Source organism: Bacillus sp. BACIII (assembly GCF_057836745.1).
On record NZ_CM174437.1, the window covers coordinates 1,325,798 to 1,349,313 of the forward strand.

Sequence of the window (23,516 nt, forward strand, 5' to 3'; positions counted from 1 at the left end):
AATCACCTCTAAGTTAAAACCACTCTGTTCTAGTGATCGTCCGTTCTATTTCGGGAAAGGAGTCAATAAACGCGAGTACGCGCTGAATCTCCTTTTCCGCCTGAACGTGAGAGGAGGAGACGACGGCGATTCCGAAGCTGGTCCTCTGCCAAGTGTCCTGATAGCCGATTTCTGCGGCCGACACGTTGAACTTATTCCGGACCCTCGTTATAATCCGCTTCAGAACGGCGCGTTTCTCCTTTAATGATCCCGCATCGTAAATGATGCATTCACATTCCGCAAATCCGATCACTTTCTTTCGATTTCCTGCATGACATACGCTTCAAGGATATCACCTTCGCGAATGTCATTGTATTTCTTAATTGTAATACCACATTCATATCCTTGTGAAACTTCTTTCACATCATCTTTGAAGCGTTTCAGAACGTCTACTTCCCCTTCGAAGATGACAACGCCGTCACGGATCAAGCGGAGTCCGCTGTCACGTGTAATGTGGCCGTCTGTTACATATCCGCCGGCAATCGTGCCAATTTTCGACACTTTGAATGTTTGGCGCACTTCAACCTGGCCGATGACTTTTTCTTCGTATTCAGGATCAAGCATTCCTTTCATCGCCGCTTCAATTTCTTCGATGACTTTGTAAATGATACGGTGAAGGCGGATATCTACATTTTCTGCTTCAGCCGTGCTCTTAGCATTTCCGTCTGGGCGCACATTAAACCCGATAACGATTGCATTTGAAGCAGATGCGAGAATGATGTCTGATTCCGTAATCGCACCGACGCCTGTGTGAATGATTTTCACTTTTACGCCTTCTACTTCAATTTTTTGAAGAGCGGCCGTTAATGCTTCTGCAGAACCTTGAACGTCCGCTTTTACAATTAAGTTGATGTCTTTGACATCGCCTTGTTTAATTTGTTCAAACAGATCATCGAGGCTCAGCTTCGCTTTGTCGCTGCGCTGTTCGTCTAATTGTTTGGAAGCGCGCGCTTCACCGACAGAACGGGCTGTTTTTTCGTCTTTAAAGACGAGGAATTGATCGCCAGCCTGCGGTACGTCGTTTAAGCCCGTGATTTCTACAGGTGTGGACGGTCCGGCTGTTTTCACGCGGCGGCCGAGATCATTGACCATGGCCCGCACGCGGCCGAATGTGTTTCCGACAACGATCGGATCTCCGACATGCAATGTTCCCGTTTGAACGAGAAGTGTCGCGACAGATCCTCTTCCTTTATCGAGCTCAGCTTCAATAACCGTTCCTTTTGCCTGACGGTTCGGATTGGCTTTCAGCTCTTCCACTTCACTGACAAGCAGAATCATTTCGACAAGCTCGTCAATTCCCTTGCCTGTAAGCGCGGACAGAGGAACGAAAATCGTTTCTCCTCCCCATGCTTCAGGTACGAGTCCGTATTCAGTCAGCTCCTGCATGACACGGTCAGGGTTCGCGCTCTCTTTATCCACTTTATTCACGGCAACGATAATCGGAACCTCAGCCGCTTTCGCATGGTTGATGGCTTCGACTGTTTGCGGCATAACGCCGTCATCGGCCGCTACGACTAAAATGGTAATATCGGTTACTTCCGCTCCGCGCGCGCGCATTGTTGTGAACGCCGCGTGTCCCGGTGTATCCAAGAACGTGATTTTTTTGCCGTTTTCTTCGATCTGGTAAGCCCCGATATGCTGGGTGATTCCGCCCGCTTCTCCTTCAACAACCTTTGTTTTTCTGATGCTGTCAAGAAGGGTCGTTTTCCCGTGGTCAACGTGGCCCATGATCGTCACGACAGGCGGACGGATTTGAAGATCTTCTTCTTTGTCAGCCTCTTCATACTTTTCAAGCTCAGTTTCTTCAAGCACAATCACTTCTTCTGTTTCCACACCGTATTCAGATGCGATCAGTTCGATTGTGTCTTTGTCAAGCTCCTGGTTAATCGTAGCCATTACGCCCAGAAGCATCAGTTTTTTAATGAGTTCAGACGGCTCTTTGCCAAGTTCCTCGGCTAAAGCTCCGACTGTTAAAGAGCCGGAAAACGTAATTTTCTCAGGAAGCTCTTTTTTCGGCTTCAGCGGTTTTTGCTGATACTGATTTTTGTTGTTATGATTGCGTTTGTTTTTGTTTTTGTTGTTGTTGTTATTCTTCTTGTTTTTGTTAAATTGATTATTCTGCACGTCATTCTTCTTTCCGTCTCGAATTTTGTTTGGTTGATTTCCAGCAGGCTGCTGATTAACCCCTTGCGGCTGCTTGTTTTTGTTCGTTTCCGCAGGCTTTTGAGATTTAACGCCGGCGCCGCCTTTTTTAAATTTCGCATCAAGCTGCTTAATGGTCTTTTCTTCAAGCGTTGCCATATGGTTATTTACTACTATATCCATGTTTTTCAGCGCAGTCAAAATTTCCCTACTTGAAACATTGATGGCTTTTGCATATTCGTATACTCTCATTTTAGCCATTCGTTCACCCCCAAAAATATTAATCGAGCAAGCTGATCAGCTTATTCGCAAAACCTTGGTCAGTGACGGCGACAACGACACGTGATTCCTTGCCGATAGAGCGGCCGAGATCCGCGCGGCTTTCGACTTTTTTATAAGGTACTTTATAATAATTGCATTTATCGGATACTTTTTTTGCAGTATTCGCAGATGCATCTTCTGTCAGCAGAACAAGTTTTGCACGCGCATTTCTAATTTCTTTTATAACCAAGTCCTCGCCCGACACGACCTTACGAGCTCGATTGGCCAGACCCAGCAAGGGAAACCATTCCATTCCAGACATGTTATTTTTTCACCTTTTCCGCCAGTTCCAGCAATTCTTCGAAAATCTGGTCATCGATTTGTGATTGAAATTGATTTTGCAATGTGTTTTTCTTTTTCGCAGCTAAGATGCATTCTTTCTCAAGGGTGATATAGGCACCCCGCCCGTTCTTCTTGCCTGTCGGATCGACTGAAATCTCTCCTTCTTTTGAACGGACAATTCGGATCAGTTCCTTTTTAGGCTTCATTTCCCCCGTTACCACACATTTACGCAGAGGAATTTTTTTTCGCTTATTCACCTAAAGTCACCTCTTATTCATCCGATTCGGCTGTTTCAGGCTCCATAAAGAGCGGCTCTAAATCGTCATCTTCTTCATGCTCTCTCGGATAGATGCCAAGTTCTCTTGCATCCGTTTCACTTTTGATATCAATTTTCCAGCCTGTCAGTTTCGCAGCTAAGCGGGCGTTTTGCCCTCTTTTTCCGATCGCCAGAGAAAGCTGGTAATCAGGAACAACGACAGTCGTGGCTTTTTCTTCTTCGTTGACGATGACATCCAGCACTTTAGATGGGCTGAGCGCATTGGCAACAAATTCAACCGGATCATCAGACCAGTTGACGATATCAATTTTTTCGCCTTTCAGTTCATTGACGATCGCCTGCACGCGCTGGCCTTTAGGACCGACGCATGAACCGACGGGATCAACGTCAGCATCATCAGTGCGGACAGAGATTTTAGATCGGTCGCCCGCTTCTCTGGCAACGGATTTCAGCTCGACCGTTCCGTCATAAATTTCCGGAACTTCGATTTCAAAAAGACGCTTCAAAAGACCGGGATGCGTTCTTGATACATAGATCTGCGGCCCTTTTGTCGTTTTTTCGACTTTTGTGATAAATACTTTAATCCGATCGTGAGGTTTATAGCTCTCATTCGGCATTTGTTCATTAACGGGCAGCAGCGCTTCAATCTTGCCGAGAGACACGTAAATAAATTTGCTGTCTAAGCGCTGAACAATTCCCGTCATGATGTCTTCTTCACGATCGATAAATTCTGAGTAAATCACGCCGCGCTCAGCCTCACGGACACGCTGCGTCACAACTTGTTTCGCCGTCTGCGCGGCAATGCGGCCGAAGTCTTTCGGCGTTACTTCTATTTCAACGACATCTCCGACAAGATAGTTCGGATGGATGTGCTGGGCGTCGTCAAGCGAGATTTCAAGCCTTGAATCGTATACCTCGTCTACGACATCTTTTCTTGCGAACACGCGGATGGTGCCCGTTTCACGGTTCAGATCAACCCGTACGTTTTGCGCCTGGTTAAAATTTCGCTTATACGCAGAAATTAAGGCAGCTTCAATTGCTTCGATGATAATGTCTTTACTGATGCCTTTTTCTTTTTCAAGAATCGTGAGGGCATCTAATAGTTCACTGCTCATGTTAGCGGTCTCCCCCCTTAAACACTAATACTTCATTCATTAAAATGTTACAGCTAATCTTGCGTTAGCTATTTTTTCATACGGAATATTGACCCGTTTCTTTCTTGTTTTAATCGTCATCTCTATTGTAGCAGTTTGTCCATCAAATTCAGCCAATTTGCCTTCAAACACTTTTAAACCGTCAATCGGTTCGTACGTTTTCATGTACACACTTTTGCCCAGTGATTTTTCGAAGTCGGCTTTTTTCTTTAATGGACGCTCGGCTCCAGGAGAAGATACTTCAAGAAAGTAGTTCTGAGTGATCGGATCGGCCTCATCCAGCTTTTCGCTTAACGCTTCGCTGACTTTGGCGCACTCCTCAATATCAACACCGTTATCGGAATCAATAAACACGCGAAGGAACCAGTTTTGACCCTCTTTGACAAATTCAATGTCTACGAGTTCAAGCTGAAGGTCATCCAGTATGGGCTGAGCCATTCCTTGAACGGTATCAGTCACTTTTTTGCTCATGTTTTTCCTCCTTGTGCTGTCGATATCATATCAGCCGTTCCTCTGCATAAAAACCCTGCTTCTAAAGAGCAGGGGCTTTGAGAAAACGATGGACATGTCGAGGCAAAATTGCCTGTTCAATACAAAAGAGCGGGTTTCCCCACTCTTTGCCTCGGTAATCGTTAGCATTTCCAATAAAACTATACCATAAACATATATTTAATGCAAATCAAACTCCGCTCAGACGGCTGTGCTCAAAGCTTAAAACAGAGACAGCTGATTTTGATCCGGGAGCGACTCCAGACAGCCGTGGCGGTCTAAATACTCTAAAATGGTTTTTGACACTTTTCCGCGTTTTTGAAGGTCCTCTTTTGAAAGGAACTCTCCTTCTTCCCGCGCTTTTACAATATTGAGAGCGGCATTGGTTCCAAGCCCCGGAATCGAGTTGAACGGCGGAATCAGACTGTTGCCGTCAATGATAAATTCCGAAGCGCTTGAACGGTATAGATCGACCTTCTGGAAAGAATAGCCGCGTTCACACATTTCAAGCGCAAGCTCTAACACGGTCAGGAGGTTTTTTTCCTTCGGCGAAGCATCAAGCCCTTTAGAGCTGATATCATCCATCACCGCTCTGATGGCAGTCGAGCCTTTAATCATCGTATCAATGTCAAAGTCATCTGCGCGCACAGTAAAATACGCAGCATAATATAAAAGCGCGTGATGTACTTTAAAGTATGCAATCCGCACCGCCATCAGCACGTATGCAGCGGCGTGGGCTTTCGGGAACATGTATTTGATTTTTTTGCATGAATCAATATACCAGTTCGGCACATTGTTCTTTTTCATTTCTTCTTCCCATTCCGGCGTCAGGCCTTTGCCTTTACGGACAAATTCCATGATCTTAAAGGCCAGTGAAGGCTCAAGGCCCTGATAAATCAAGTAAACCATAATGTCATCGCGGCAGCCGATCACTTCGCTCAGTTCACACGTATTGTTGTGTATCAGTTCCTGTGCATTGCCGAGCCATACGTCCGTTCCGTGGGAAAGCCCGGAAATCTGGACAAGCTCAGAGAACGTCGTCGGCTTTGTATCCTCAAGCATCTGCCGCACAAATCGCGTCCCGAATTCAGGAATGCCGAGCGTCCCCGTTTTACAGCCGATCTGTTCTTCAGTGACGCCGAGCGATTCTGTGCCTTGGAAAATCTTCATGACTTCCGGATCATCTGTCGGAATCGTCTTCGGATCAATTCCGCTTAAATCCTGAAGCATCCGGATGACTGTCGGATCATCGTGCCCCAATATATCAAGCTTCAGCAGGTTGTCATGAATGGAGTGGAAGTCAAAGTGAGTCGTTTTCCATTCAGACCCCGTCGCATCAGCAGGGAATTGAATCGGTGAAAAATCGTAAATATCCATGTAATCCGGCACAACGATAATGCCCCCAGGGTGCTGACCGGTCGTTCTCTTAACGCCGGTGCATCCCTGTACAAGGCGGTCGATTTCCGCGCCGCGCATATGAAGGTTGTGGTCACCCGCATAGCCTTTCACATATCCGTAAGCCGTCTTTTCCGCAACGGTGCCGATTGTTCCCGCGCGATAAACATTATCTTCCCCGAACAGCACTTTCGTGTAGTTATGGGCATGCGGCTGATATTCACCTGAGAAGTTCAAATCGATATCGGGTACTTTGTCACCTTTAAAGCCTAAGAACGTTTCAAACGGAATATCATGTCCGTCCTTTTTCAAAGGAGTGCCGCAAGACGGGCAGCTTTTATCCGGAAGGTCAAAACCGGAACCGACTGATCCGTCATTAAAGAATTCGGAATACCGGCAGCTCGGGCATACATAATGCGGAGCGAGCGGGTTCACTTCAGTAATTTCCGTTAAGGTCGCCACAAGTGATGAACCGACGGACCCACGGGAGCCGACGAGATAGCCGTCATCCAAAGACCGTTTGACAAGCTTATGTGAAATGAGATAAATAACGGCGAATCCGTGGCCGATGATGCTTTTTAATTCTTTTTCTATTCTCGCTTCAACAATTTCAGGAAGCTCCTCACCGTAAATGCTTCTCGCGCGCTGATAGCTCATTTCACGGATTTCTTCATCAGCACCCTCAATTTTCGGCGTGTACAGATCGTCTTTAATCGGCTTGATCTCTTCGATCATCGAAGCGACTTTCTGCGTATTATGAACTACGATTTCTTTCGCTTTTTCCGCACCCAGAAAAGAGAAAGCCTCCAGCATTTCATCTGTCGTTCTGAAGTGCACTTTTGGCAGTTCGTGCCTGTTTAACGGGTTGGCGCCGCCTTGGGAAGAAATTAAGATCTTCCGGTAAATTTTATCCTCATCGTTTAAATAGTGGACATTCCCCGTGGCAACGACCGGCTTATTCAATTTTTCCCCGAGCTTCGTAATGTTGGCGATGATTTCTTTCAGCGCTTTTTCATCCCGGACGAGCTCAAGCTGCAGCAGGTGTCTGTATACTTCCGGCGGCTGCACTTCAAGATAGTCATAGAATGATGCGATATCTTCAACCTCTTCAGGTGATTTTTGCATCATGCCTTCAAAAACCTCTCCCCTGTCACAGGCAGAGCCGATTAACAGGCCTTCTCTGTATTTATTAAGCTGTGACCTCGGAATACGCGGCACTCTGTAGAAATATTGAATATGAGAAATCGACACGAGCTTAAACAGATTTTTCAGGCCGGTCTCATTTACGGCAAGCAATGTTGCGTGATAAGGTCTCGATCTTTGGTAAGCATTGGATTGTCCCATATTCTCATTCAGCTGATCATGATAAAAAATATCTTTTTCAGCCGCGTCTTTGAGCATTTTCAACAGCAGGTATCCCGTTGCTTCAGCGTCAAAGACCGCACGGTGATGCTGGGTTAATTCAATATCAAACTTTTTACATAACGTATTTAAGCGGTGATTTTTAAATTCAGGATACAGGAAACGCGCAAGTTCCAGCGTATCAATAACCGGATTTTTCGCTTTTTCCGTTTTCAGAAGGCGCTTGTACGCTACATTTAAAAATCCCATATCAAAGCTGGCGTTATGAGCCACAAGCACATCATCGCCGATCCATTCTTTAAAATCCCGGACGACGTCAACGACATCGGGAGCGTCGCGGACCATATCATCCGTAATCCCGGTAAGCTCTATCGTCGTTGCTGACAGCGGATGATGCGGATTGGCGAACGCTTCAAATTTATCAATGATTTCTCCGCCTCTTATTTTGACTGCGGCAAGCTCAATGATCGTGTCATACACCGCGGACAGACCTGTCGTTTCAACGTCAAAGACGACATATGTGTCCTCTTCCAGGAGACGGTGAGCGGGATTGTATGCGATCGGAACGCCGTCATCTACGATATTGGCTTCCATTCCGTAAATCATTTTAATACCGTGTTTTTTCGCGGCGGAATAGGCATCCGGGAAGGACTGCACAACGGCATGATCAGTTAAGGCAATCGCTTCATGCCCCCATTTTTTCGCCTGTTCGACAAGCTTTCCGATTCCCGTTACAGCGTCCATTTGACTCATCGGGGAATGCAGATGAAGCTCTACCCGCTTTTCGCCTTCAGGAGCGGTGTCTTCACGGGTTTCGGCTTTTATTTCATTTACGTCATTTGCAATCATGACGAGGTCTCTGACGAATGTATCGTTTTGGATGCTTCCCCGCGCTTTCACCCACATGCCCTTTTTCAGTGTTTTCATCAGGGCGGCGTCTTCTTTTTCTCTTGCAAACATTTTTACTAAAATACTGTTTGTATAGTCGGTGATTTTGAAAATGCAGAGCGTGCGTCCGCTTTTCAGCTCGCGTGTTTCAGCATCAAACACATATCCCTGCACCGTAATTCTTCTTTCTTCATCCATGATGCTGTCAAGCGTCCGGATTTCTTCGTTCTCTTTAATTTGATAGCCGATGACAAGCGGTCCGGACGGCGCTTGATCCTCATCGCCCTCTTTTTCCTTCTTCTCCATTTCGATAAGCGCCTGCATCGCCCGTTCCTGATCTTCAGCAAGCTTTTGCTCGCGGAATTTCTGGACTTCTTGGTCAGACACGAAAGTTTCGGTATCCAGCTGCAGTTCCGGAAAACCGAATTGGCGATAGCTGTGCTGAATCAGAGCGCTGTATTTATTTTTGAGCGCCGATGCTTCTGTATCTGTTTTTGTTTTCACGATCAGCTTGTTTCCCTTGAGCTTCGGTTTCTGCTGATTCAAAAGTGCCACCATCGGCGGCGAGGTTCCTTCAAGCTCTTCGATACAGCGTGTCCAATAATCCTGTACAAGCTCCTCTGACACTGTAGGATCAATGACTTGAATGGACGACGTGACCCGAGCAATGTGAGCAAACGATTGTGTTAACCTCATCATGAATGAGTCATATATTTGATACGGCAAAAGAGCCTTAAAGCGAAATTGAAAATGCCAGGCCTTTTCTGCTTTATGGATTGTCAGTTTATCAATCTCTCCGTCTTCAAAGTATGTCATGAAGGTATCATCTGTCATATTAAGCTGCTGAAGAAGAATCTGAAACTGTCTTCTGTTTACTGATAACTGTTCCATTCAGACAGTATCCCTCCCTTAAAACATCATAAGTGAAGGTACCTCCGCAGGTGATGAGGTACCTTCTTTTTTCTCTATTTTAACATGATTTTGTACGATTCGTTATGGTGATTACTTCGTCTTGATAAATTCAGAAAGCTCATCCACTGAAACTTCGGCAGATTCACCGGTTTTGCGGATTTTCACTTCTACGATGCCTTCATCTGCACGTTTACCGACAGTGATGCGGATCGGAAGGCCGATCAGGTCAGAGTCAGCAAATTTCACGCCTGCGCGTTCAGCGCGGTCATCGTATAACACTTCATAACCTTCGGCTTGGAATTTACCGTATAGCTGCTCGGCAAGCTCTTTTTGCGCTTCGTTTTTCATATTCAGCGCCAAAATATGAAGATCATACGGAGCAACGCTTTTCGGCCAGATCAGGCCTTTTTCGTCGTGGTGCTGTTCGGCGATTGCTGAAAGCGTTCTTGATACGCCGATTCCGTAACATCCCATCAGCATCGGCTGCGCACGCCCGTTTTCATCAAGGTATGTCGCATTCATCGCTTCAGAGTAACGCGTACCGAGCTTAAAGACTTGTCCGACCTCAATTCCTTCAGCGAAACGGATCGTGCCTTTTCCGTCAGGTGACGGATCGCCTTCCTGAATGATTCGAAGATCGGCATATGCTTTTACGGACGCATCGCGTTCGATGTTTACGTTTCGGTAATGGCGGTCTTTTTCATTCGCGCCGCTTACGGCGTTTACCATGACTTTCACAGCCTGGTCGGCATAAATCTCAATGTCGCCGGCAGCGCCGATCGGCCCCGCAAATCCCGGCTCCGTGCCAAGCTTCTCCGCTACCTCTTCATGAGACGCAAGCTCAACCGCTTCTGCGTTCAGAAGGTTTTTCACTTTTACGTCATTGACCTCATGATCGCCTCTTACTAACACGAGAACAAACCGGTCATCCGCTTTAAACAGCATGGATTTGATGCATGCGCTCGGTTCAATCTGAAGGAAAGAAGCCAGCTCTTCAATGCTTTTAACATTCGGCGTATCAATTTTCTCCAGCGCCTCGGGTTTTTCATTGGAAGGCTCGCTTTTCATGACAACTTCGGCCATTTCCGTGTTGGCTGCGTAAGAGGATTCATCGGAATAAGCGATGGTGTCTTCCCCTATTTCGGAAAGAGCCATAAATTCATGCGTGTCTTTTCCGCCCATTGCGCCTGAGTCAGCGATAACGGGACGGACGTTTAATTCGCACCGTGCGAAAATGCTGCTGTAAGCACCGTACATGTTTTGGTATGTTTCCTCCAGGCTTTCTTCAGAGGCATGGAAAGAATACGCATCTTTCATGATAAATTCGCGTCCCCGCAATAACCCGAAACGCGGGCGTTTCTCATCTCTGAATTTAGACTGGATCTGGTAAAGAGTGAGCGGCAGACGCTTATAAGATTTCACCTCGTCGCGCACGAGAGAAGTAATGACTTCTTCATGTGTCGCGCCTAAAGCAAATTCACGGCCGTGACGGTCTTTCAGACGCATCAATTCAGGCCCGTACGTATACCATCTGCCTGATTCCTGCCATGTTTCAGCCTGCTGAAGGGCCGGCATCAGCATTTCGACCGCGTTGATTTTTTCCATTTCTTCACGCACGATCTTCTGAATGTTTTGAATGACCCTGTAAGCAAGGGGCATGTAGCTGTAAACCCCGCTCGTATTTTGTCTGATAAATCCCGCTCTCAGCAGAAGCTTATGGCTTTTTGCTTCAGCATCAGCCGGCACTTCTCTCAGGGTCGGAATAAGCGTCAAACTTTGTCTCATGTCTTCGCACCTCTGATTTTTTACTAGTCAATTATAAGAATAAACGCTGGATATCGTTCCATGTGACAACCAGCATAAGAAGCATTAAGAAAGCTACGCCGATAAATACGACAAATGCTTCCTTGTCACGGTTAATCGGCTTACCGCGGATTGCTTCAATGAATAAAAACAGCAGTCTTCCGCCGTCAAGCGCCGGGATCGGCAGCAGGTTGACGATTCCAAGGTTGATGCTTAAAAATGCCGCAAACTGGAATAGATTGATGATGCCGGTTTTTGCAACCTGATCCGTCATATCATAAATCCCCACAGGACCCGAAAGCATATCAAGCTTAAACTGGCCTGTCACGATTTTGCTTAAGTTGGTCAGGATCGCCTTTGTGACATCAACCGTAGATGTCGCGCCGTAAGCGATCGCTGCGAACGCGCCTTTTTCAGTCGGCGCATAAGAGCCGAAGCGGCCGATTGTTTTTTTGTTTTCATCTTTTACGGCTTCAGGAGTAACCGAGATATGAAACGATTTGCCGTCCCGCTTGACGGCGACATCGATTTTTTTCCCGGGATTGTCTTTTACCGCTGTCACGATGTCAGTCCATGACCGCATTTTTTCACCGTTAATGCTCTGTATATAGTCGCCTTCTTGTAAACCGGCAGCCGCAGCACGTCCATTGTCTGTCAGCTTCCCGAGCTCAGGCTGATTCGAAGGCACGCCCTGAATAAATCCAAGCATGACGAGAATGACATACGCTAAGATGAAGTTCATAATCGGACCGGCAGCAATCGCCTTAATCCGCTGCCATACGGGTTTTGACCCGAATTGACGGTTGTAAGGCGCAATCTGCACTTCTTCTCCGTCTACGATGAAAAAAGAGGTCTGGCTGACAGTAAAGGCCGCCAGCTCATCTTCTTTCCCCTGCTCGTACCCGGTAATCTTCATTTCGTGCTCAAGATCAGCCGTCTCTACCTCGATAATTAAAGCGTCGGGGTATTTTTCCTTTTGATTAATGATGACTTTTTCCACTTCGTCGTCTTTATTAAAAAGAAGACCGACGGTATAACCCGGTTTGACTTCAATCATCTCCGGATCTTCACCGGCCATGCGGACGAATCCGCCGACCGGAAGGAGCCTGATCGTATACACGGTTTCATTCTTTTTAAATGAGAAGATTTTGGGCCCAAAGCCGATCGCAAACTCACGGCAAAGGATTCCCGCTCTTTGGGCGAGCAGTAAATGCCCCAGCTCATGGAAGAAAACGAGCGTTCCGAAAATAATAATAAACGCGATAACTGTATTCACGAACATACCACCTTATGTGAGTATTGAATTAACGTATCCCCGGGTGTCTTTGTCCACTTCTTGGATATCCGCAAGACTCGGATCCTGAATTACGCTGTGGCGGTTCAATGCTTTTTCAATCAGATCCTCAATCGTTAAGAACGAAATCCGTCCGTCAAGAAAAGCGGCAACTGCTTCTTCATTGGCCGCATTTAAAACCGTCGGCATCGTTCCCCCTATTTTACCTGATTCAAAGGCAAATTGTAAGCAGCGGAACCTTTCAAAGTCAGCTTTCGCAAAATGGAGGCTTCCGATCTCCCATAATTCAAGCCTTTTTGTTTCAGGCAGAGGCAGCCGGTCCGGATATGTCAGCGCGTATTGAATCGGCACCCTCATGTCCGGATTTCCGAGCTGGGCGATGACGCTTCTGTCGTGAAATTCAACCATCGAATGAATGATGCTCTCCTTATGTAAAACAACGTCAATCTGTTCATACGGAATGTCAAACAGCCAATGCGCTTCAATGACTTCAAGCCCTTTATTCATCATTGTAGCCGAGTCAATCGTAATCTTTGCGCCCATCGACCAGTTCGGGTGATTAAGGGCGTCGGCAATCGTTACAGACTCAAGCTCCTGCCGCGTTTTATCTCTGAAACTGCCGCCGGATGCTGTAATGATCAGACGCTCGATATTTTTGCTCTGTTCGCCTTGCAGCGCCTGAAAAATAGCGGAATGTTCGCTGTCGACCGGCAGAAGAGGAACGCCGTATTGTTTTGCGTGTCCTTTCACTATATGCCCGGCAGTGACGAGAGTTTCCTTATTTGCAAGCGCAATTGTTTTTTTCTGTTCAATCGCTTTCAAAGTCGGAATTAAACCGACGCTTCCGAGCAGCGCATTGACCACGATATCCACTTCATCCATGACTGCCGCTTCAATCAGGCCTTCTTCTCCGATGCCGATTTGACATTCATGAGAAAAAGACGCTTCTTTCACTTTTTGATATGTATCCATGTCGCCGACTGCTACATATTTCGGCTGAAACGTTCTGATCAACGGTATCGCTTTCTCGGCATTTTTACCGAAAGTCATCGAGACGAGACGGAATTGATCTTGATGCATGCGCAATACGTCTAACGTCTGCTCTCCTATTGATCCTGTTGCTCCTAAAAGACAAATATTCTTCAAAATGCCACTCCCATTCTATGCGTCCAGATCGGTCTTGTTTTCATATTAGCCTTTCTCATGAAAAAAGCGCAAGCAGAAAGTATAAGAACGGCATGACAAACAAAAAGCTGTCAAATCGATCTAAAATGCCGCCGTGCCCGGGAAGGATTTTTCCCGAATCCTTCACATCATAGTGCCGCTTAAGCGCTGATTCAACCAAATCCCCGATCTGTCCGAAAACAGACAGAACAAGTGTGATGACCAAAAGAATCGGGTATGAAATCGGAAGGTGCGCAAACAGCTGGAAAACAGCCGTAAAAATAAGAGCGATCGCAATACCGCCAAGAAACCCTTCCACCGTTTTGTTGGGACTGATTTCAGGCCACAGCTTCCGCTTCCCGAGCGACTTTCCGACGAAATATGCGCCCGAGTCTGTTGACCATATGACAACGCAGGCATAAAAGATATACAAAAGCCCGTTTGTTTCAATGTTTCTGATTTCAATAAAATAATGAAAACACAGTCCGATATATACCGTCGCGAGGACGATGAACCCGACTTCGTCAAACGTAAAGGTGTTTTTCACAAGCACCGTATAGCTGAGCAGTATCAGTACGGCGAAAATCGTCACTTCCATTTTCGCGTCAAAAAAATGATACTCATCCGGCATCATATACAGCCATAACAGCAAGAGGCTGATCAGCCCCGGAAAAGAAAAAAATCTGAGCTTTTTCATCCGCAAAAGCTCAAAAAGCGCTATACTTCCCATCACGTAAACAAATACGGTGAACGGCAATCCTCCGAAAATAACCAAAAATAAAAATAGTGCCGCTGCCAGAACACCCGTTAACAATCTTTGTTTCATTTCCACCATCCTCTAAATTCCGCCAAACCTCCGGCCCCGCTGCTGAAATTCTCCCACTGCCTGCAGAAAGTGATCTTCTTTAAAATCGGGCCACAGGACATCTGTAAAAACAAATTCACTGTAAGCCACCTGCCAAAGCATAAAATTGCTCAGTCTGATTTCTCCGCTCGTTCTGATAAGGAGCTCCGGGTCCTGAAGTGATTCTGTCATTAAATGCCCGGAAAAGAGCGTTTCATCAATGTCTTCGATATTCAGCGTGCCGCTTTTCACCTGTTCGGCCAATGCTTTTGCCGCATTGACGATTTCCGTGCGCCCGCCGTAGTTCAAAGCGAAATTGAGAATCAGCCCGTCATTTTGTTCTGTATCTTTTACGGCCTTCTCAATCGCCCTGTACGTATGAGAAGGGAGCGCAGATTCGTCTCCGATAATTTTCACCTGTACATTTTCCTCTATCAATTCAGGAAGGTACGTATTCAGAAACTCTTCCGGAAGCTTCATTAAAAAGTCGACTTCCATCTTCGGGCGCTTCCAGTTCTCCGTGGAAAACGCATAAAGCGTCAGAACTTTGACGCCGAGCTGATTTGCGAGCTTTGTCACCCTTTTTACCACTTTCATTCCTTCATGATGTCCGGCAATCCGCGGAAGTGAGCGTTTCTTCGCCCAGCGCCCGTTTCCGTCCATGATAATGGCGATGTGTGCGGGAATTTCACCCTTCAGTATGTCTTCTTTTGTATACCGTTCTAAGTTGGAAGCCGCATTCTGCTGATTCTTCCAATTTTTGAGTATGTTGAGCATGAGATTCCTCCGTCACCCAAAAAGGTTGCATTGCTGATGATCAATGTAATCAACAGTATTAACAAAAAAACCCCCTGTAAACATGAGAGGGTCTTTTCACATTATCTATTGTACATAGTTTTTCATTAAACTTCCATGATTTCTTTTTCTTTGTCCTTTGTGACGCTGTCAATTTTTGACACATATTCATCTGTCAGCTTTTGAACGTCTTCACTGGAAGCACGAAGCTCGTCTTCTGTAATGTCTCCGTTTTTCTCAAGCTTCTTGAGTTCATCATTGCTGTCACGGCGGACATTACGGACTGCTACTTTCGCTTCTTCCGCATATTTTTTCACGACTTTGACAAGTTCTTTACGTCTTTCTTCCGTCAGAGCCGGGATCGCGATGCGGATAATTGTGCCGTCACTTGTCGGAGTTACGCCAAGATCAGCTTTCAGGATCGCTTTTTCAATATCGCCGATTGCTGTTTTGTCATACGGTGTGACAACAAGCATACGTGCTTCAGGCACATTGATGGAAGACAGCTGGTTTAAAGGTGTTTGGGCACCGTAGTATTCTACTGTCACTTTATCCAATAGAGACGGGTTGGCACGTCCTGCGCGGACTGACGCCAATTCCCGTGAATAAGCGGCAACCGCTTTTTCCATGCGTTCTTTTGTTTGTGTTAATACTTCGTTTGACAACGTTATTTCCCCCTTACGATCGTTCCGATTGATTCGCCGATTACGGCACGCTTAATATTTCCTTCTTCCATAATAGAAAAGACGATCAGCGGAATATCATTATCCATACATAGTGAAGAAGCCGTAGAATCCATGACTTCCAGCCCGTCTTTTAACACATCGAGATAAGATAATTTTTCGTATTTAACGGCTGACTCATCTTTTCTCGGATCAGCATTATACACACCGTCGACATTATTTTTCGCCATTAAGATCACATCCGCTTCGATTTCAGCGGCACGCAGCGCTGCGGTTGTGTCCGTAGAGAAATAAGGGTTTCCTGTTCCCGCCGCAAAAATCACAACGCGTTTTTTCTCCAGGTGGCGGATGGCTTTTCTTCTGATGTAAGGTTCAGCGACCTGACGCATTTCAATTGATGTCTGCACTCTGGACTGGATTCCGAGCGTTTCAAGACTGTCCTGCAGGGCAAGTGAGTTCATGACAGTGGCAAGCATGCCCATATAATCGGCAGTCGCACGGTCCATTCCTAAGTCACTGCCTGTTTTTCCGCGCCATAAGTTGCCGCCGCCTACGACTACGGCCACTTCGACGTCAAGCTCAGCGATTTCTTTTACCTGTTTAGCGATGGATTGGATAACAGTCGGATTAATCCCGTTTCCCTGTTCTCCTGCCAACGCTTCTCCGCTAAGCTTTAAAACGATACGATTGTATTTTGGTTTTTCCATAATAACCTCCAAGTGTAAACATTGCCGTTTCCTATTATGCAAGAGAAAAAAAAGTTTGTAAATATAGTTTTAAAAATAGGGAACACAAGTAGTGTCCCCTATACTGCCTGAAAAGCCGCGAAAGATTCGCCGAGGCTTTCCGCCATTATTTTTTCACTTGGTTCATAACTTCTTCAGCAAAGTTTTCTTGGCGTTTTTCAATACCTTCTCCAACTTCGTAGCGGACGTAAGTTTTAACAGATGCGTTTTTCGCAGCGACAACTTGTTTCACTTTTTCGTCTGGGTTTTTAACGAAAGCTTGGTCTAATAAGCAAATTTCTTCGAAGAATTTGTTCAGACGGCCTTCAACCATTTTAGCTACGATGTTTTCCGGTTTGCCTTCTTGAAGAGCTTGCTGAGTCAGGATCTGACGCTCGTGGTTAGCTTCTTCTTCAGACACTTGGTCGCGTGAAATGTAACGAGGGTTTACCGCTGCAACATGCATGGCGATGTCTTTTGCAAGATCTTCGTCAGTTGTTCCGCTAAGAACAGATAATACGCCGATGCGGCCACCCATGTGAAGGTAAGCACCGAACGCTTCGCTGTCTTCTTTTGTAAGAACAGCAAAACGGCGAAGAGTGATTTTCTCTCCGATTTTAGCAACGTTGCTTGTGATGTATTCTTCAACAGTAGAACCGTTTTCCATCTTTTGTCCCATTGCTTCTTCAAGGTCAGCAGGAGCGTTTGCAAGAAGATGGTCAGCAAGCGTGTTCAGAAGCTCTTTGAAGCCTTCGTTTTTCGCAACGAAGTCAGTTTCAGAGTTTACTTCTAAGATAACGCCTTTGTTGCCGTCAGTTTTAATAAGAGTAGAACCTTCAGCAGCGATACGGTCAGCTTTTTTAGCTGCTTTCGCAATTCCTTTTTCTCTCAGAAGGTCGATTGCTTTGTCCATATCTCCGTCAGTTTCAGTCAACGCTTTTTTACAGTCCATCATACCAGCGCCTGTTTTTTGACGCAGTTCTTTTACCTGCTGTGCAGTAATAGCCATTTAAATTCCTCCTTATATGTGTAAACAAGATATGTATAGATACATTTTTCTTGAAAAAAGGTGATAAAAGGCAGTCCCTCTTATCACCTTTTGATTAGGTTACGCAGTTGTCGTTTCTGTTTCAGGTGCAGTCTCTTCAGCAGCTTCCGCTTCTTCTTCGCCTTGCTTCGCTTCTAAGATTGCATCTGCCATTTTAGAAGTAAGAAGTTTGACAGCGCGGATTGCGTCATCGTTTGCAGGGATTACGACATCAATTTCATCAGGATCACAGTTTGTATCTACGATTCCGATGATAGGAATGTTCAATTTGCGAGCTTCCGCAACAGCGATGCGCTCTTTGCGAGGATCGATGATGAATAATGCATCAGGAAGATCCTTCATGTCTTTAATTCCGCCGAGGAATTTTTCAAGACGCTCTAATTCTTTTTTCAATTGAACAACTTCTTTTTTCGGAAGCACTTCAAACGTACCGTTTTCTTGCATTTTTTCGATGTCTTTCAGACGCTTAATGCGTTTTTGGATTGTTTCGAAGTTTGTCAGTGTACCGCCCAACCAGCGTTGGTTGACATAGTACATGCCAGAGCGTACAGCTTCTTCTTTAACAGAATCCTGAGCTTGTTTTTTTGTGCCGACGAAAAGGATTTTTCCGCCTTCAGCAGCAAGGTTTTTCGTGAAGTTGTAAGCTTCCTCTACTTTTTTCACTGTTTTTTGAAGGTCAATGATGTAGATTCCGTTACGCTCCGTGAAAATGTAACGCTTCATTTTTGGGTTCCAGCGGCGTGTTTGGTGGCCGAAGTGAACACCAGCTTCAAGCAATTGTTTCATAGAAATAACTGACATGTGATTTCCTCCTAATAAAATGGTTTTTTTCCTCCGCTTAGGTCATTTTTGTGCAGAACTGCCGCCTGCAGCACCCTCTGCATAAATCGTTAAGCGTGTGTATTTAACACCAAGACATAATATAACACAGCTTTATGCGACAATCAAGAATCCTTTACAGCTTTGCCGCGAAATTTTAAAAACAGCTCGATTTCTGTCTTTCCGCTCTTCATCCGTTTGGCAATTTCCGCGGGAGTGAGCCCCTGTTCATATAATTCTGAAACGCGTTCTTCAAACGAATGCGCGCCGCTGTTTTCCTCACTTTCGGCCTGTTCCGTGGCACTGATGAGCTTTTCCATGTGATCCGGAATATCAGGCTCTTTTTGCGGTTTGACGGGCCGGGATTCCGCGTCTTCTGCGTCCGGCGCTTGATCAGCCCGGTTTTTGGCATCTTCGAGTCTTTCATTTTCTTCTTTTAACTCAAGCAGAAACGCAGCAAGGGTGTTTTCCGTCTCTTCAAGAATCTTCTTCTGCTGACGCTCCGTCTCCTTGAGGGCTGAAAACCTCGTGTACAGAATAATGACGGCATAAAGCAGCATGCCGTGAAGCACAAAGCTTAAAAGCCATAATAGTGTTGACATGTTTTTCACTCGCTAACCATGAGTTCATTATTGAATTACTTTTTCAAGCAGATGCTTTAATTTAAACAGCGCCTTTGAATGAATCTGCGAAATCCGGGAAGTCGAAAGGTTCAGGACTTGTCCGATTTCAGTCAGTGTCAGTTCTTCTTTATAAAATAAGCTGACGACAAGCTGTTCTTTTTCAGAGAGCTCGTGAATTTTGCCTGCAAGCTGGGCGATCAGCTCGTCCTTCATGATTTTTTCTTCCGGCGGCACATTTTTGTCATCTCTGATCATCACTTGAATATTCTCACCGTCATCCTGGTCGTGAAGCTTTTCATCAATTGATAAGAGATTGGCAAAAAACCCTTCATTCATCGTTGATACTACGTCTTGCTCCGTCATCCCCAGTTCTTCTGCGATCTCTGAAGGCGTCACATTCCGAAGGTAGCGCTGTTCAAGTTTTTCGATCGCCGCTTCGACTTTTTTTGTCTTCTCCCGTGAAGTTCTGGGCAGCCAATCTTCTTTACGCAGCCCGTCGATGATTGCACCGCGAATTCTAAACGAGGCATAGGTATCAAATTTTAAATCCCGGCCGGGGTCAAATTTTTCTAGGGCATCATATAAACCAAGCATACCAAGGCTCATTAGATCGTCTTTATGCACCGACTTCGGCAGTCCGACGGAAATTCTGCCGACATGATATGTGACCAGCGGCATGTAACGGCGCATTAAATCATCACCGGCTTTAGGATCTTTCCACTCTTTCCAGCGCGACCAAAGCACCTGATCTTCATAATTCAAGGATTGCATTGTTATCCCCCTACCTCATACCTTAATTAAATCGTTGTTTCACCTTGTTTAACAGTTCGGATGTGCAGCATGCAGGACTTTGGCTCAAATTCAATCGTCCGGCCGCTTGAGCCGCCGGTATCTTCACTGATGACCGGAATGTTATACAATGAAAGCTGTTCTTTAATGGCCGCTACGTTCCTTGGACCGATTTTCATCAGATCGTTTGTCATTTTAAACTTAAACATCTCGGCTCCCCCTGCGAGCTTTGCCTTCAGGGCAAACTTGCGGCATCCGGCTTTCAAAAGCATGTCAATCGTCGTCTTTACGGCGGTGTCCGCATATTTTGCGCGGTTCAGTTCCGCTGTTTTCGATAAACCGGAGTCCGGCAGCATCACGTGAACGAGTCCCGCCGTTTGTTTGTCTTTATCGTATAAAACCAGTCCCACGCATGAACCGAGTCCCGAAGTCCGGATTTTATCCGGATAACGCGCGATTTGAACATCCGCAATCCCCACTTTAACGACTGCGGCTTCCGCACGGCTCATAAAGCCGCACCCAATGAGACGAAGAGCTTTTCAAAAGAATCATAGTCCGGGAGCATAAACATATGGGCTTTGAGCTCCTGCCTGCTGCCTTGGTCAAAAATAGAAGTATCCACGACAATGGCATGTTCCCCGACTTGGCTGAGCTCCATCAGTCCTTCACTGATAACCGCACCGAACATATCCAGTGAGATTTCCGGCACACTCGGATAAATCTCAAGCTTCGTCAAATCAGCCAATGCCGTTAAATAGGAACCTGCTAAAATATTGCCGAACTCATGTAAAGCAGAAGAACTCAAATGATCTTCACCCAACTGGTCAATGTCAAAATCCGGATTTCCGATCAGTTCTCTGATAAACTGTTCCGCTTGATCAAAAGGCATGATGAGAAAGATAGACCCGGTCATGTCGCCTTCCATTCTTAAAAAGATACTGGCGACCGGCGTTTCGGCACCTCCGAAAAAATCAGCGAGCTCATCAAATGTCAACAAAGTCGCAAATGGCACTTCCATATCTATCTTTCTGTTCAGCAGCTGAGCCATGGCAGAGGCTGAGTGACCCGCCCCGATATTTCCGACTTCCCGCAAAATATCCATCTGCTCTTCTTTGATCGCTTCAAACTTACTCATGTTGTCTTATCCCCTTTAAGCATTCGGCTCTCCGGATGCAGATGCAGAAGCACCTTTATCCAGCACCGCATGCGCATCAATAATATTGAGGAGCCTGTTATCTTGCTTGACGATCTGTTTAATCCACACATCCGCTTCCTTTGTCTGGCTTTCGGGCGCGGATTCAATTTCATTTTCATGCACGGTGATGACATCATTAGCCTCATCCACAACCCACCCGACATCGGCGTCGCGGTAAGAAATAATGATAATCCGCGTCTCTTCTGTGATGTCCTGTTCAGGCTGGTTCAGACGTTTTCTTAAATCAAGAACCGGCGTAATCACCCCGCGCAGATTGATAACACCGCGGATATAAGGTTCCACACCCGGGACTCTCGTCGGTTTTTGCCACTTTTCAATTGATTTCACCTGGGAAACTGAGATAGCGTATTCTTTCCCGTTTATCATAAACACAATCATTTTTTCACCTGTTTTGATTTCAGCAGTCATAAGGGCACCTCCTCGTGTCGTTTTAGTAGATCAGCGCATTGCAATCAATAATCAGCGCCACTTCTCCGTTTCCGAGAATCGTAGCGCCGGAAATCGCAAAGACGTTCGTTAAATAGTCTCCGAGTGATTTCAGTACGACTTCCTGCTGGCCGATAAAAGAGTCCACGACAAAAGCAGTAGATTTATCGCCCTTTTTCACGACGATCATATGGAACTGATCCGCATCCTGTTTTGAATCCGTAATGCCGAATTCTTTTTTCAGGTAGACAATCGGAACAATCTGTCCTCTGAAATCAATCACTTCTCTGTCATGCGTCTGCAGGATATCTTTCTTTTCAATCACAGCCGTCTCTATAATAGAAGAGATCGGTATCGCAAACGTCTCTTCTTCAAGTTTAATGAGAAGGACGGATATAATTGAAAGTGTCAGCGGAAGCTGAATACTGAAAAGAGAACCCTGGCCTTCCGCAGATTTAACACTGACCGAACCGCCTAGTGATTCAAGTTTGTTTTTCACAACGTCCAGGCCGACACCCCGGCCTGAAATATCAGAAATTTGATCGGCAGTCGAGAAGCCCGGAGCAAAAATAAGCTCGTAAATCTCATTATCTTCAAGCGTTTCGGCATCACGTTCGGTGATGACATTCCGTTCGAGCGCTTTTTCGAGAATTTTCTTTCTGTTCAGGCCGGCCCCGTCATCTTCAACCTCAATAAAGACGTGGTTGCCGCTGTGATATGCTTTAAGCACGACATGGCCTGATTCCGGTTTTCCTTTATTCACCCGCACTTCAGGCGCTTCGATGCCGTGATCGATGCTGTTTCTGATTAAATGGACAAGCGGATCGCCGATTTCATCAATCACCGTGCGGTCAAGCTCTGTTTCAGCGCCGATGATGGACAATTCAATTTTCTTATTTAATTCCTTTTGAAGCTGGCGGATCATTCTCGGGAAACGGTTAAAGACGGTTTCTACCGGAACCATCCGCATATTCAGAATAATAGATTGAAGGTCTCCTGAGATTCTGGTCAGGCGTTCGACGGTTTCAGTCAATTCATTGTGATCTAGCTCTTTGGCGATCTGCTCAAGACGTCCGCGGTCAATGACAAGCTCTTCAAAAAGGTTCATTGAAGAATCCAGTCTTTCAATGTTGACACGAATCGTTTTCGAGCCGCTGTGATGCTTCGGCTGTTCTTCCGTTTTCGCTTGCGGGTTCGGCTGCTTGTCAGTCTTTTTAACCGGAACGTCCTTCACCGGTTCAGCTGCTTGCGGTTTTTCGGCCGTTTTTAACGGCGCGCCGACAGAAATTTCGACGTTCTCCACTTCTGAAATGCCGCTGATGAGGTCTTTAATTTCCTCAGCAGGCTGCTTTGTCAAGAAGCACACCTGAAAATCCGTTCCGAAATCTTCCGTCTCAAGCACTTCCGCGGCGGGTATCGTTTTTGCGACTTCCCCCGCTTCATTCAGCTTTTCAAATATCATGTACACGCGCACGGCTTTGAGCATGCAGTTTTCATTCAGGGAAATCGTTATTTCATAGCGGCTGAATCCTTGCTCTTCTGCCTCTTCGATGACAGTCCGTTCGAACTCATCATAATTCCATTCAGCTGAAGCCTGTTTCGTTGAAGCCGGCGGTTCTGCTGTTTCAGCTGAAGCGGCAGTCTCATGCACCGCGTTTACATCGAGTTTTGCGCTCACTTCTGAAATATCACGTTTGCCGTCTCCTCCGTCAATAATGGACTGCACCATCTCTTCAAGATGATCCAGCGCTTCAAACAGCACATCCAGCCAATCTGATGTGACCGGCATCTCTCCGTTGCGGATGGCGTCCAGCACATTTTCCATCAAGTGAGTTAAATGCGCCAGATCAGTATATCCCATCGTTGCGCTCATGCCTTTCAGCGTATGGGCAGCTCTGAAAGATGTCATGCACAATCTGAAGGTCTGACGGATCTTTTTCCAACAGCAGCAGCTTTTCGTTACATGTCTGTAAGTGCTCTTTACTTTCATCAATAAAGACATCTAAATATTGATTCATATCCAATT

General features: G+C 46.0%; 21 protein-coding genes and 1 pseudogene. All 22 read right to left on the bottom strand.

Annotated elements, in window-relative coordinates:
• Window positions 1–13 precede the first annotated feature (13 nt).
• The 22 genes and pseudogenes from ACXN9U_RS06260 to cheA all read right to left on the bottom strand — a co-directional run bounded on the left by ACXN9U_RS06260 (window position 14) and on the right by cheA (window position 23,514).
• A complete protein-coding gene (locus tag ACXN9U_RS06260; protein ID WP_016936087.1) occupies window positions 14–292 on the bottom strand; it encodes a DUF503 domain-containing protein in 279 nt (92 codons plus the stop codon).
• Complete coding sequence (gene infB / locus ACXN9U_RS06265) at window positions 289–2,442, bottom strand: translation initiation factor IF-2 (RefSeq protein WP_489202330.1); 2,154 nt, start codon at window positions 2,440–2,442, stop codon at window positions 289–291. Before infB ends, ACXN9U_RS06260 begins: the two co-directional genes overlap by 4 nt.
• A 19-nt stretch (window positions 2,443–2,461) precedes the next feature.
• The gene (locus ACXN9U_RS06270) at window positions 2,462–2,764 is read right to left on the bottom strand and encodes a YlxQ family RNA-binding protein (protein WP_003154192.1); all 303 of its coding nucleotides are present in this window, start codon (window positions 2,762–2,764) and stop codon (window positions 2,462–2,464) included.
• A 1-nt stretch (window position 2,765) separates the two neighbouring features.
• The gene (gene rnpM / locus ACXN9U_RS06275) at window positions 2,766–3,041 is read right to left on the bottom strand and encodes an RNase P modulator RnpM (RefSeq protein ID WP_003154193.1); all 276 of its coding nucleotides are present in this window, start codon (window positions 3,039–3,041) and stop codon (window positions 2,766–2,768) included.
• 13 nt (window positions 3,042–3,054) lie between these two features.
• A complete protein-coding gene (nusA, locus tag ACXN9U_RS06280) occupies window positions 3,055–4,176 on the bottom strand; it encodes a transcription termination factor NusA (protein ID WP_047474959.1) in 1,122 nt (373 codons plus the stop codon).
• 39 nt (window positions 4,177–4,215) lie between these two features.
• Window positions 4,216–4,686: a ribosome maturation factor RimP gene (gene rimP, locus ACXN9U_RS06285; protein ID WP_489202331.1), complete on the bottom strand. Its 471-nt coding sequence runs from the start codon at window positions 4,684–4,686 to the stop codon at window positions 4,216–4,218.
• A 240-nt stretch (window positions 4,687–4,926) separates the two neighbouring features.
• Entirely contained in the window at window positions 4,927–9,240 is a 4,314-nt protein-coding gene (locus tag ACXN9U_RS06290) for a PolC-type DNA polymerase III (protein ID WP_489202332.1), read from the bottom strand.
• Between the two features lie 111 nt (window positions 9,241–9,351).
• Complete coding sequence (locus tag ACXN9U_RS06295) at window positions 9,352–11,046, bottom strand: proline--tRNA ligase (protein ID WP_060962776.1); 1,695 nt, start codon at window positions 11,044–11,046, stop codon at window positions 9,352–9,354.
• 31 nt (window positions 11,047–11,077) lie between these two features.
• Window positions 11,078–12,346 carry an RIP metalloprotease RseP gene (rseP, locus tag ACXN9U_RS06300; protein ID WP_095240712.1) on the bottom strand — a complete coding sequence of 423 codons (1,269 nt, stop codon included), beginning with the start codon at window positions 12,344–12,346 and terminating at the stop codon, window positions 11,078–11,080.
• A gap of 6 nt (window positions 12,347–12,352) precedes the next feature.
• Window positions 12,353–13,504 (bottom strand): 1-deoxy-D-xylulose-5-phosphate reductoisomerase, encoded by a 1,152-nt coding sequence (gene dxr, locus ACXN9U_RS06305; RefSeq protein ID WP_438421938.1) that lies wholly within the window; start codon window positions 13,502–13,504, stop codon window positions 12,353–12,355.
• A gap of 55 nt (window positions 13,505–13,559) precedes the next feature.
• Window positions 13,560–14,357 (bottom strand): phosphatidate cytidylyltransferase, encoded by a 798-nt coding sequence (locus ACXN9U_RS06310; RefSeq protein ID WP_016936095.1) that lies wholly within the window; start codon window positions 14,355–14,357, stop codon window positions 13,560–13,562.
• A gap of 3 nt (window positions 14,358–14,360) precedes the next feature.
• The gene (gene uppS, locus ACXN9U_RS06315; protein ID WP_060962778.1) at window positions 14,361–15,143 is read right to left on the bottom strand and encodes an undecaprenyl pyrophosphate synthase; all 783 of its coding nucleotides are present in this window, start codon (window positions 15,141–15,143) and stop codon (window positions 14,361–14,363) included.
• A 125-nt stretch (window positions 15,144–15,268) separates the two neighbouring features.
• Window positions 15,269–15,826, bottom strand: coding sequence for a ribosome recycling factor (frr, locus tag ACXN9U_RS06320; RefSeq protein ID WP_016936097.1), 558 nt, complete (start codon window positions 15,824–15,826; stop codon window positions 15,269–15,271).
• A 2-nt stretch (window positions 15,827–15,828) separates the two neighbouring features.
• Window positions 15,829–16,551 carry a UMP kinase gene (pyrH, locus tag ACXN9U_RS06325; RefSeq protein ID WP_003154213.1) on the bottom strand — a complete coding sequence of 241 codons (723 nt, stop codon included), beginning with the start codon at window positions 16,549–16,551 and terminating at the stop codon, window positions 15,829–15,831.
• 145 nt (window positions 16,552–16,696) lie between these two features.
• The gene (gene tsf, locus ACXN9U_RS06330) at window positions 16,697–17,578 is read right to left on the bottom strand and encodes a translation elongation factor Ts (RefSeq protein ID WP_003154214.1); all 882 of its coding nucleotides are present in this window, start codon (window positions 17,576–17,578) and stop codon (window positions 16,697–16,699) included.
• Between the two features lie 99 nt (window positions 17,579–17,677).
• Entirely contained in the window at window positions 17,678–18,418 is a 741-nt protein-coding gene (rpsB, locus tag ACXN9U_RS06335) for a 30S ribosomal protein S2 (RefSeq protein ID WP_003154215.1), read from the bottom strand.
• 143 nt (window positions 18,419–18,561) lie between these two features.
• The gene (locus ACXN9U_RS06340) at window positions 18,562–19,038 is read right to left on the bottom strand and encodes a Swarming motility protein SwrB (protein WP_489202333.1); all 477 of its coding nucleotides are present in this window, start codon (window positions 19,036–19,038) and stop codon (window positions 18,562–18,564) included.
• Window positions 19,039–19,065: 27 nt separating this feature from the next.
• A complete protein-coding gene (sigD, locus tag ACXN9U_RS06345) occupies window positions 19,066–19,830 on the bottom strand; it encodes an RNA polymerase sigma-28 factor SigD (RefSeq protein WP_003154217.1) in 765 nt (254 codons plus the stop codon).
• Between the two features lie 26 nt (window positions 19,831–19,856).
• Complete coding sequence (gene cheD / locus ACXN9U_RS06350; RefSeq protein WP_016936101.1) at window positions 19,857–20,357, bottom strand: chemoreceptor glutamine deamidase CheD; 501 nt, start codon at window positions 20,355–20,357, stop codon at window positions 19,857–19,859.
• Window positions 20,354–20,983: a CheY-P phosphatase CheC gene (cheC, locus tag ACXN9U_RS06355; RefSeq protein ID WP_014417781.1), complete on the bottom strand. Its 630-nt coding sequence runs from the start codon at window positions 20,981–20,983 to the stop codon at window positions 20,354–20,356. The genes cheD and cheC overlap by 4 nt, the downstream gene beginning before the upstream one ends.
• A 15-nt stretch (window positions 20,984–20,998) precedes the next feature.
• On the bottom strand, window positions 20,999–21,472 hold the full coding sequence (gene cheW / locus ACXN9U_RS06360; RefSeq protein WP_016936103.1) for a chemotaxis protein CheW: 474 nt from the start codon (window positions 21,470–21,472) through the stop codon (window positions 20,999–21,001).
• Between the two features lie 22 nt (window positions 21,473–21,494).
• Window positions 21,495–23,514 (bottom strand): annotated as a pseudogene (gene cheA / locus ACXN9U_RS06365) (chemotaxis protein CheA).
• Between the last annotated feature and the right edge of the window lie 2 nt (window positions 23,515–23,516).

Excerpts from the sequence above, each read along its gene's own strand:
- tsf (WP_003154214.1), bottom strand. The coding sequence starts at position 17,578 with ATGGCTATTACTGCACAGCAGGTAAAAGAACTGCGTCAAAAAACAGGC.
- cheC (WP_014417781.1), bottom strand. The coding sequence starts at position 20,983 with ATGAGTAAGTTTGAAGCGATCAAAGAAGAGCAGATGGATATTTTGCGG.
- rimP (WP_489202331.1), bottom strand. The coding sequence starts at position 4,686 with ATGAGCAAAAAAGTGACTGATACCGTTCAAGGAATGGCTCAGCCCATA.
- pyrH (WP_003154213.1), bottom strand. The coding sequence starts at position 16,551 with ATGGAAAAACCAAAATACAATCGTATCGTTTTAAAGCTTAGCGGAGAA.
- rseP (WP_095240712.1), bottom strand. The coding sequence starts at position 12,346 with ATGTTCGTGAATACAGTTATCGCGTTTATTATTATTTTCGGAACGCTC.
- ACXN9U_RS06310 (WP_016936095.1), bottom strand. The coding sequence starts at position 14,357 with ATGGTGGAAATGAAACAAAGATTGTTAACGGGTGTTCTGGCAGCGGCA.
- cheW (WP_016936103.1), bottom strand. The coding sequence starts at position 21,472 with ATGACTGCTGAAATCAAAACAGGTGAAAAAATGATTGTGTTTATGATA.
- ACXN9U_RS06290 (WP_489202332.1), bottom strand. The coding sequence starts at position 9,240 with ATGGAACAGTTATCAGTAAACAGAAGACAGTTTCAGATTCTTCTTCAG.
- sigD (WP_003154217.1), bottom strand. The coding sequence starts at position 19,830 with ATGCAATCCTTGAATTATGAAGATCAGGTGCTTTGGTCGCGCTGGAAA.
- infB (WP_489202330.1), bottom strand. The coding sequence starts at position 2,442 with ATGGCTAAAATGAGAGTATACGAATATGCAAAAGCCATCAATGTTTCA.
- uppS (WP_060962778.1), bottom strand. The coding sequence starts at position 15,143 with ATGCTCAACATACTCAAAAATTGGAAGAATCAGCAGAATGCGGCTTCC.
- nusA (WP_047474959.1), bottom strand. The coding sequence starts at position 4,176 with ATGAGCAGTGAACTATTAGATGCCCTCACGATTCTTGAAAAAGAAAAA.
- rpsB (WP_003154215.1), bottom strand. The coding sequence starts at position 18,418 with ATGTCAGTTATTTCTATGAAACAATTGCTTGAAGCTGGTGTTCACTTC.
- ACXN9U_RS06270 (WP_003154192.1), bottom strand. The coding sequence starts at position 2,764 with ATGTCTGGAATGGAATGGTTTCCCTTGCTGGGTCTGGCCAATCGAGCT.
- ACXN9U_RS06295 (WP_060962776.1), bottom strand. The coding sequence starts at position 11,046 with ATGAGACAAAGTTTGACGCTTATTCCGACCCTGAGAGAAGTGCCGGCT.
- cheD (WP_016936101.1), bottom strand. The coding sequence starts at position 20,357 with ATGAGCCGTGCGGAAGCCGCAGTCGTTAAAGTGGGGATTGCGGATGTT.
- ACXN9U_RS06340 (WP_489202333.1), bottom strand. The coding sequence starts at position 19,038 with ATGTCAACACTATTATGGCTTTTAAGCTTTGTGCTTCACGGCATGCTG.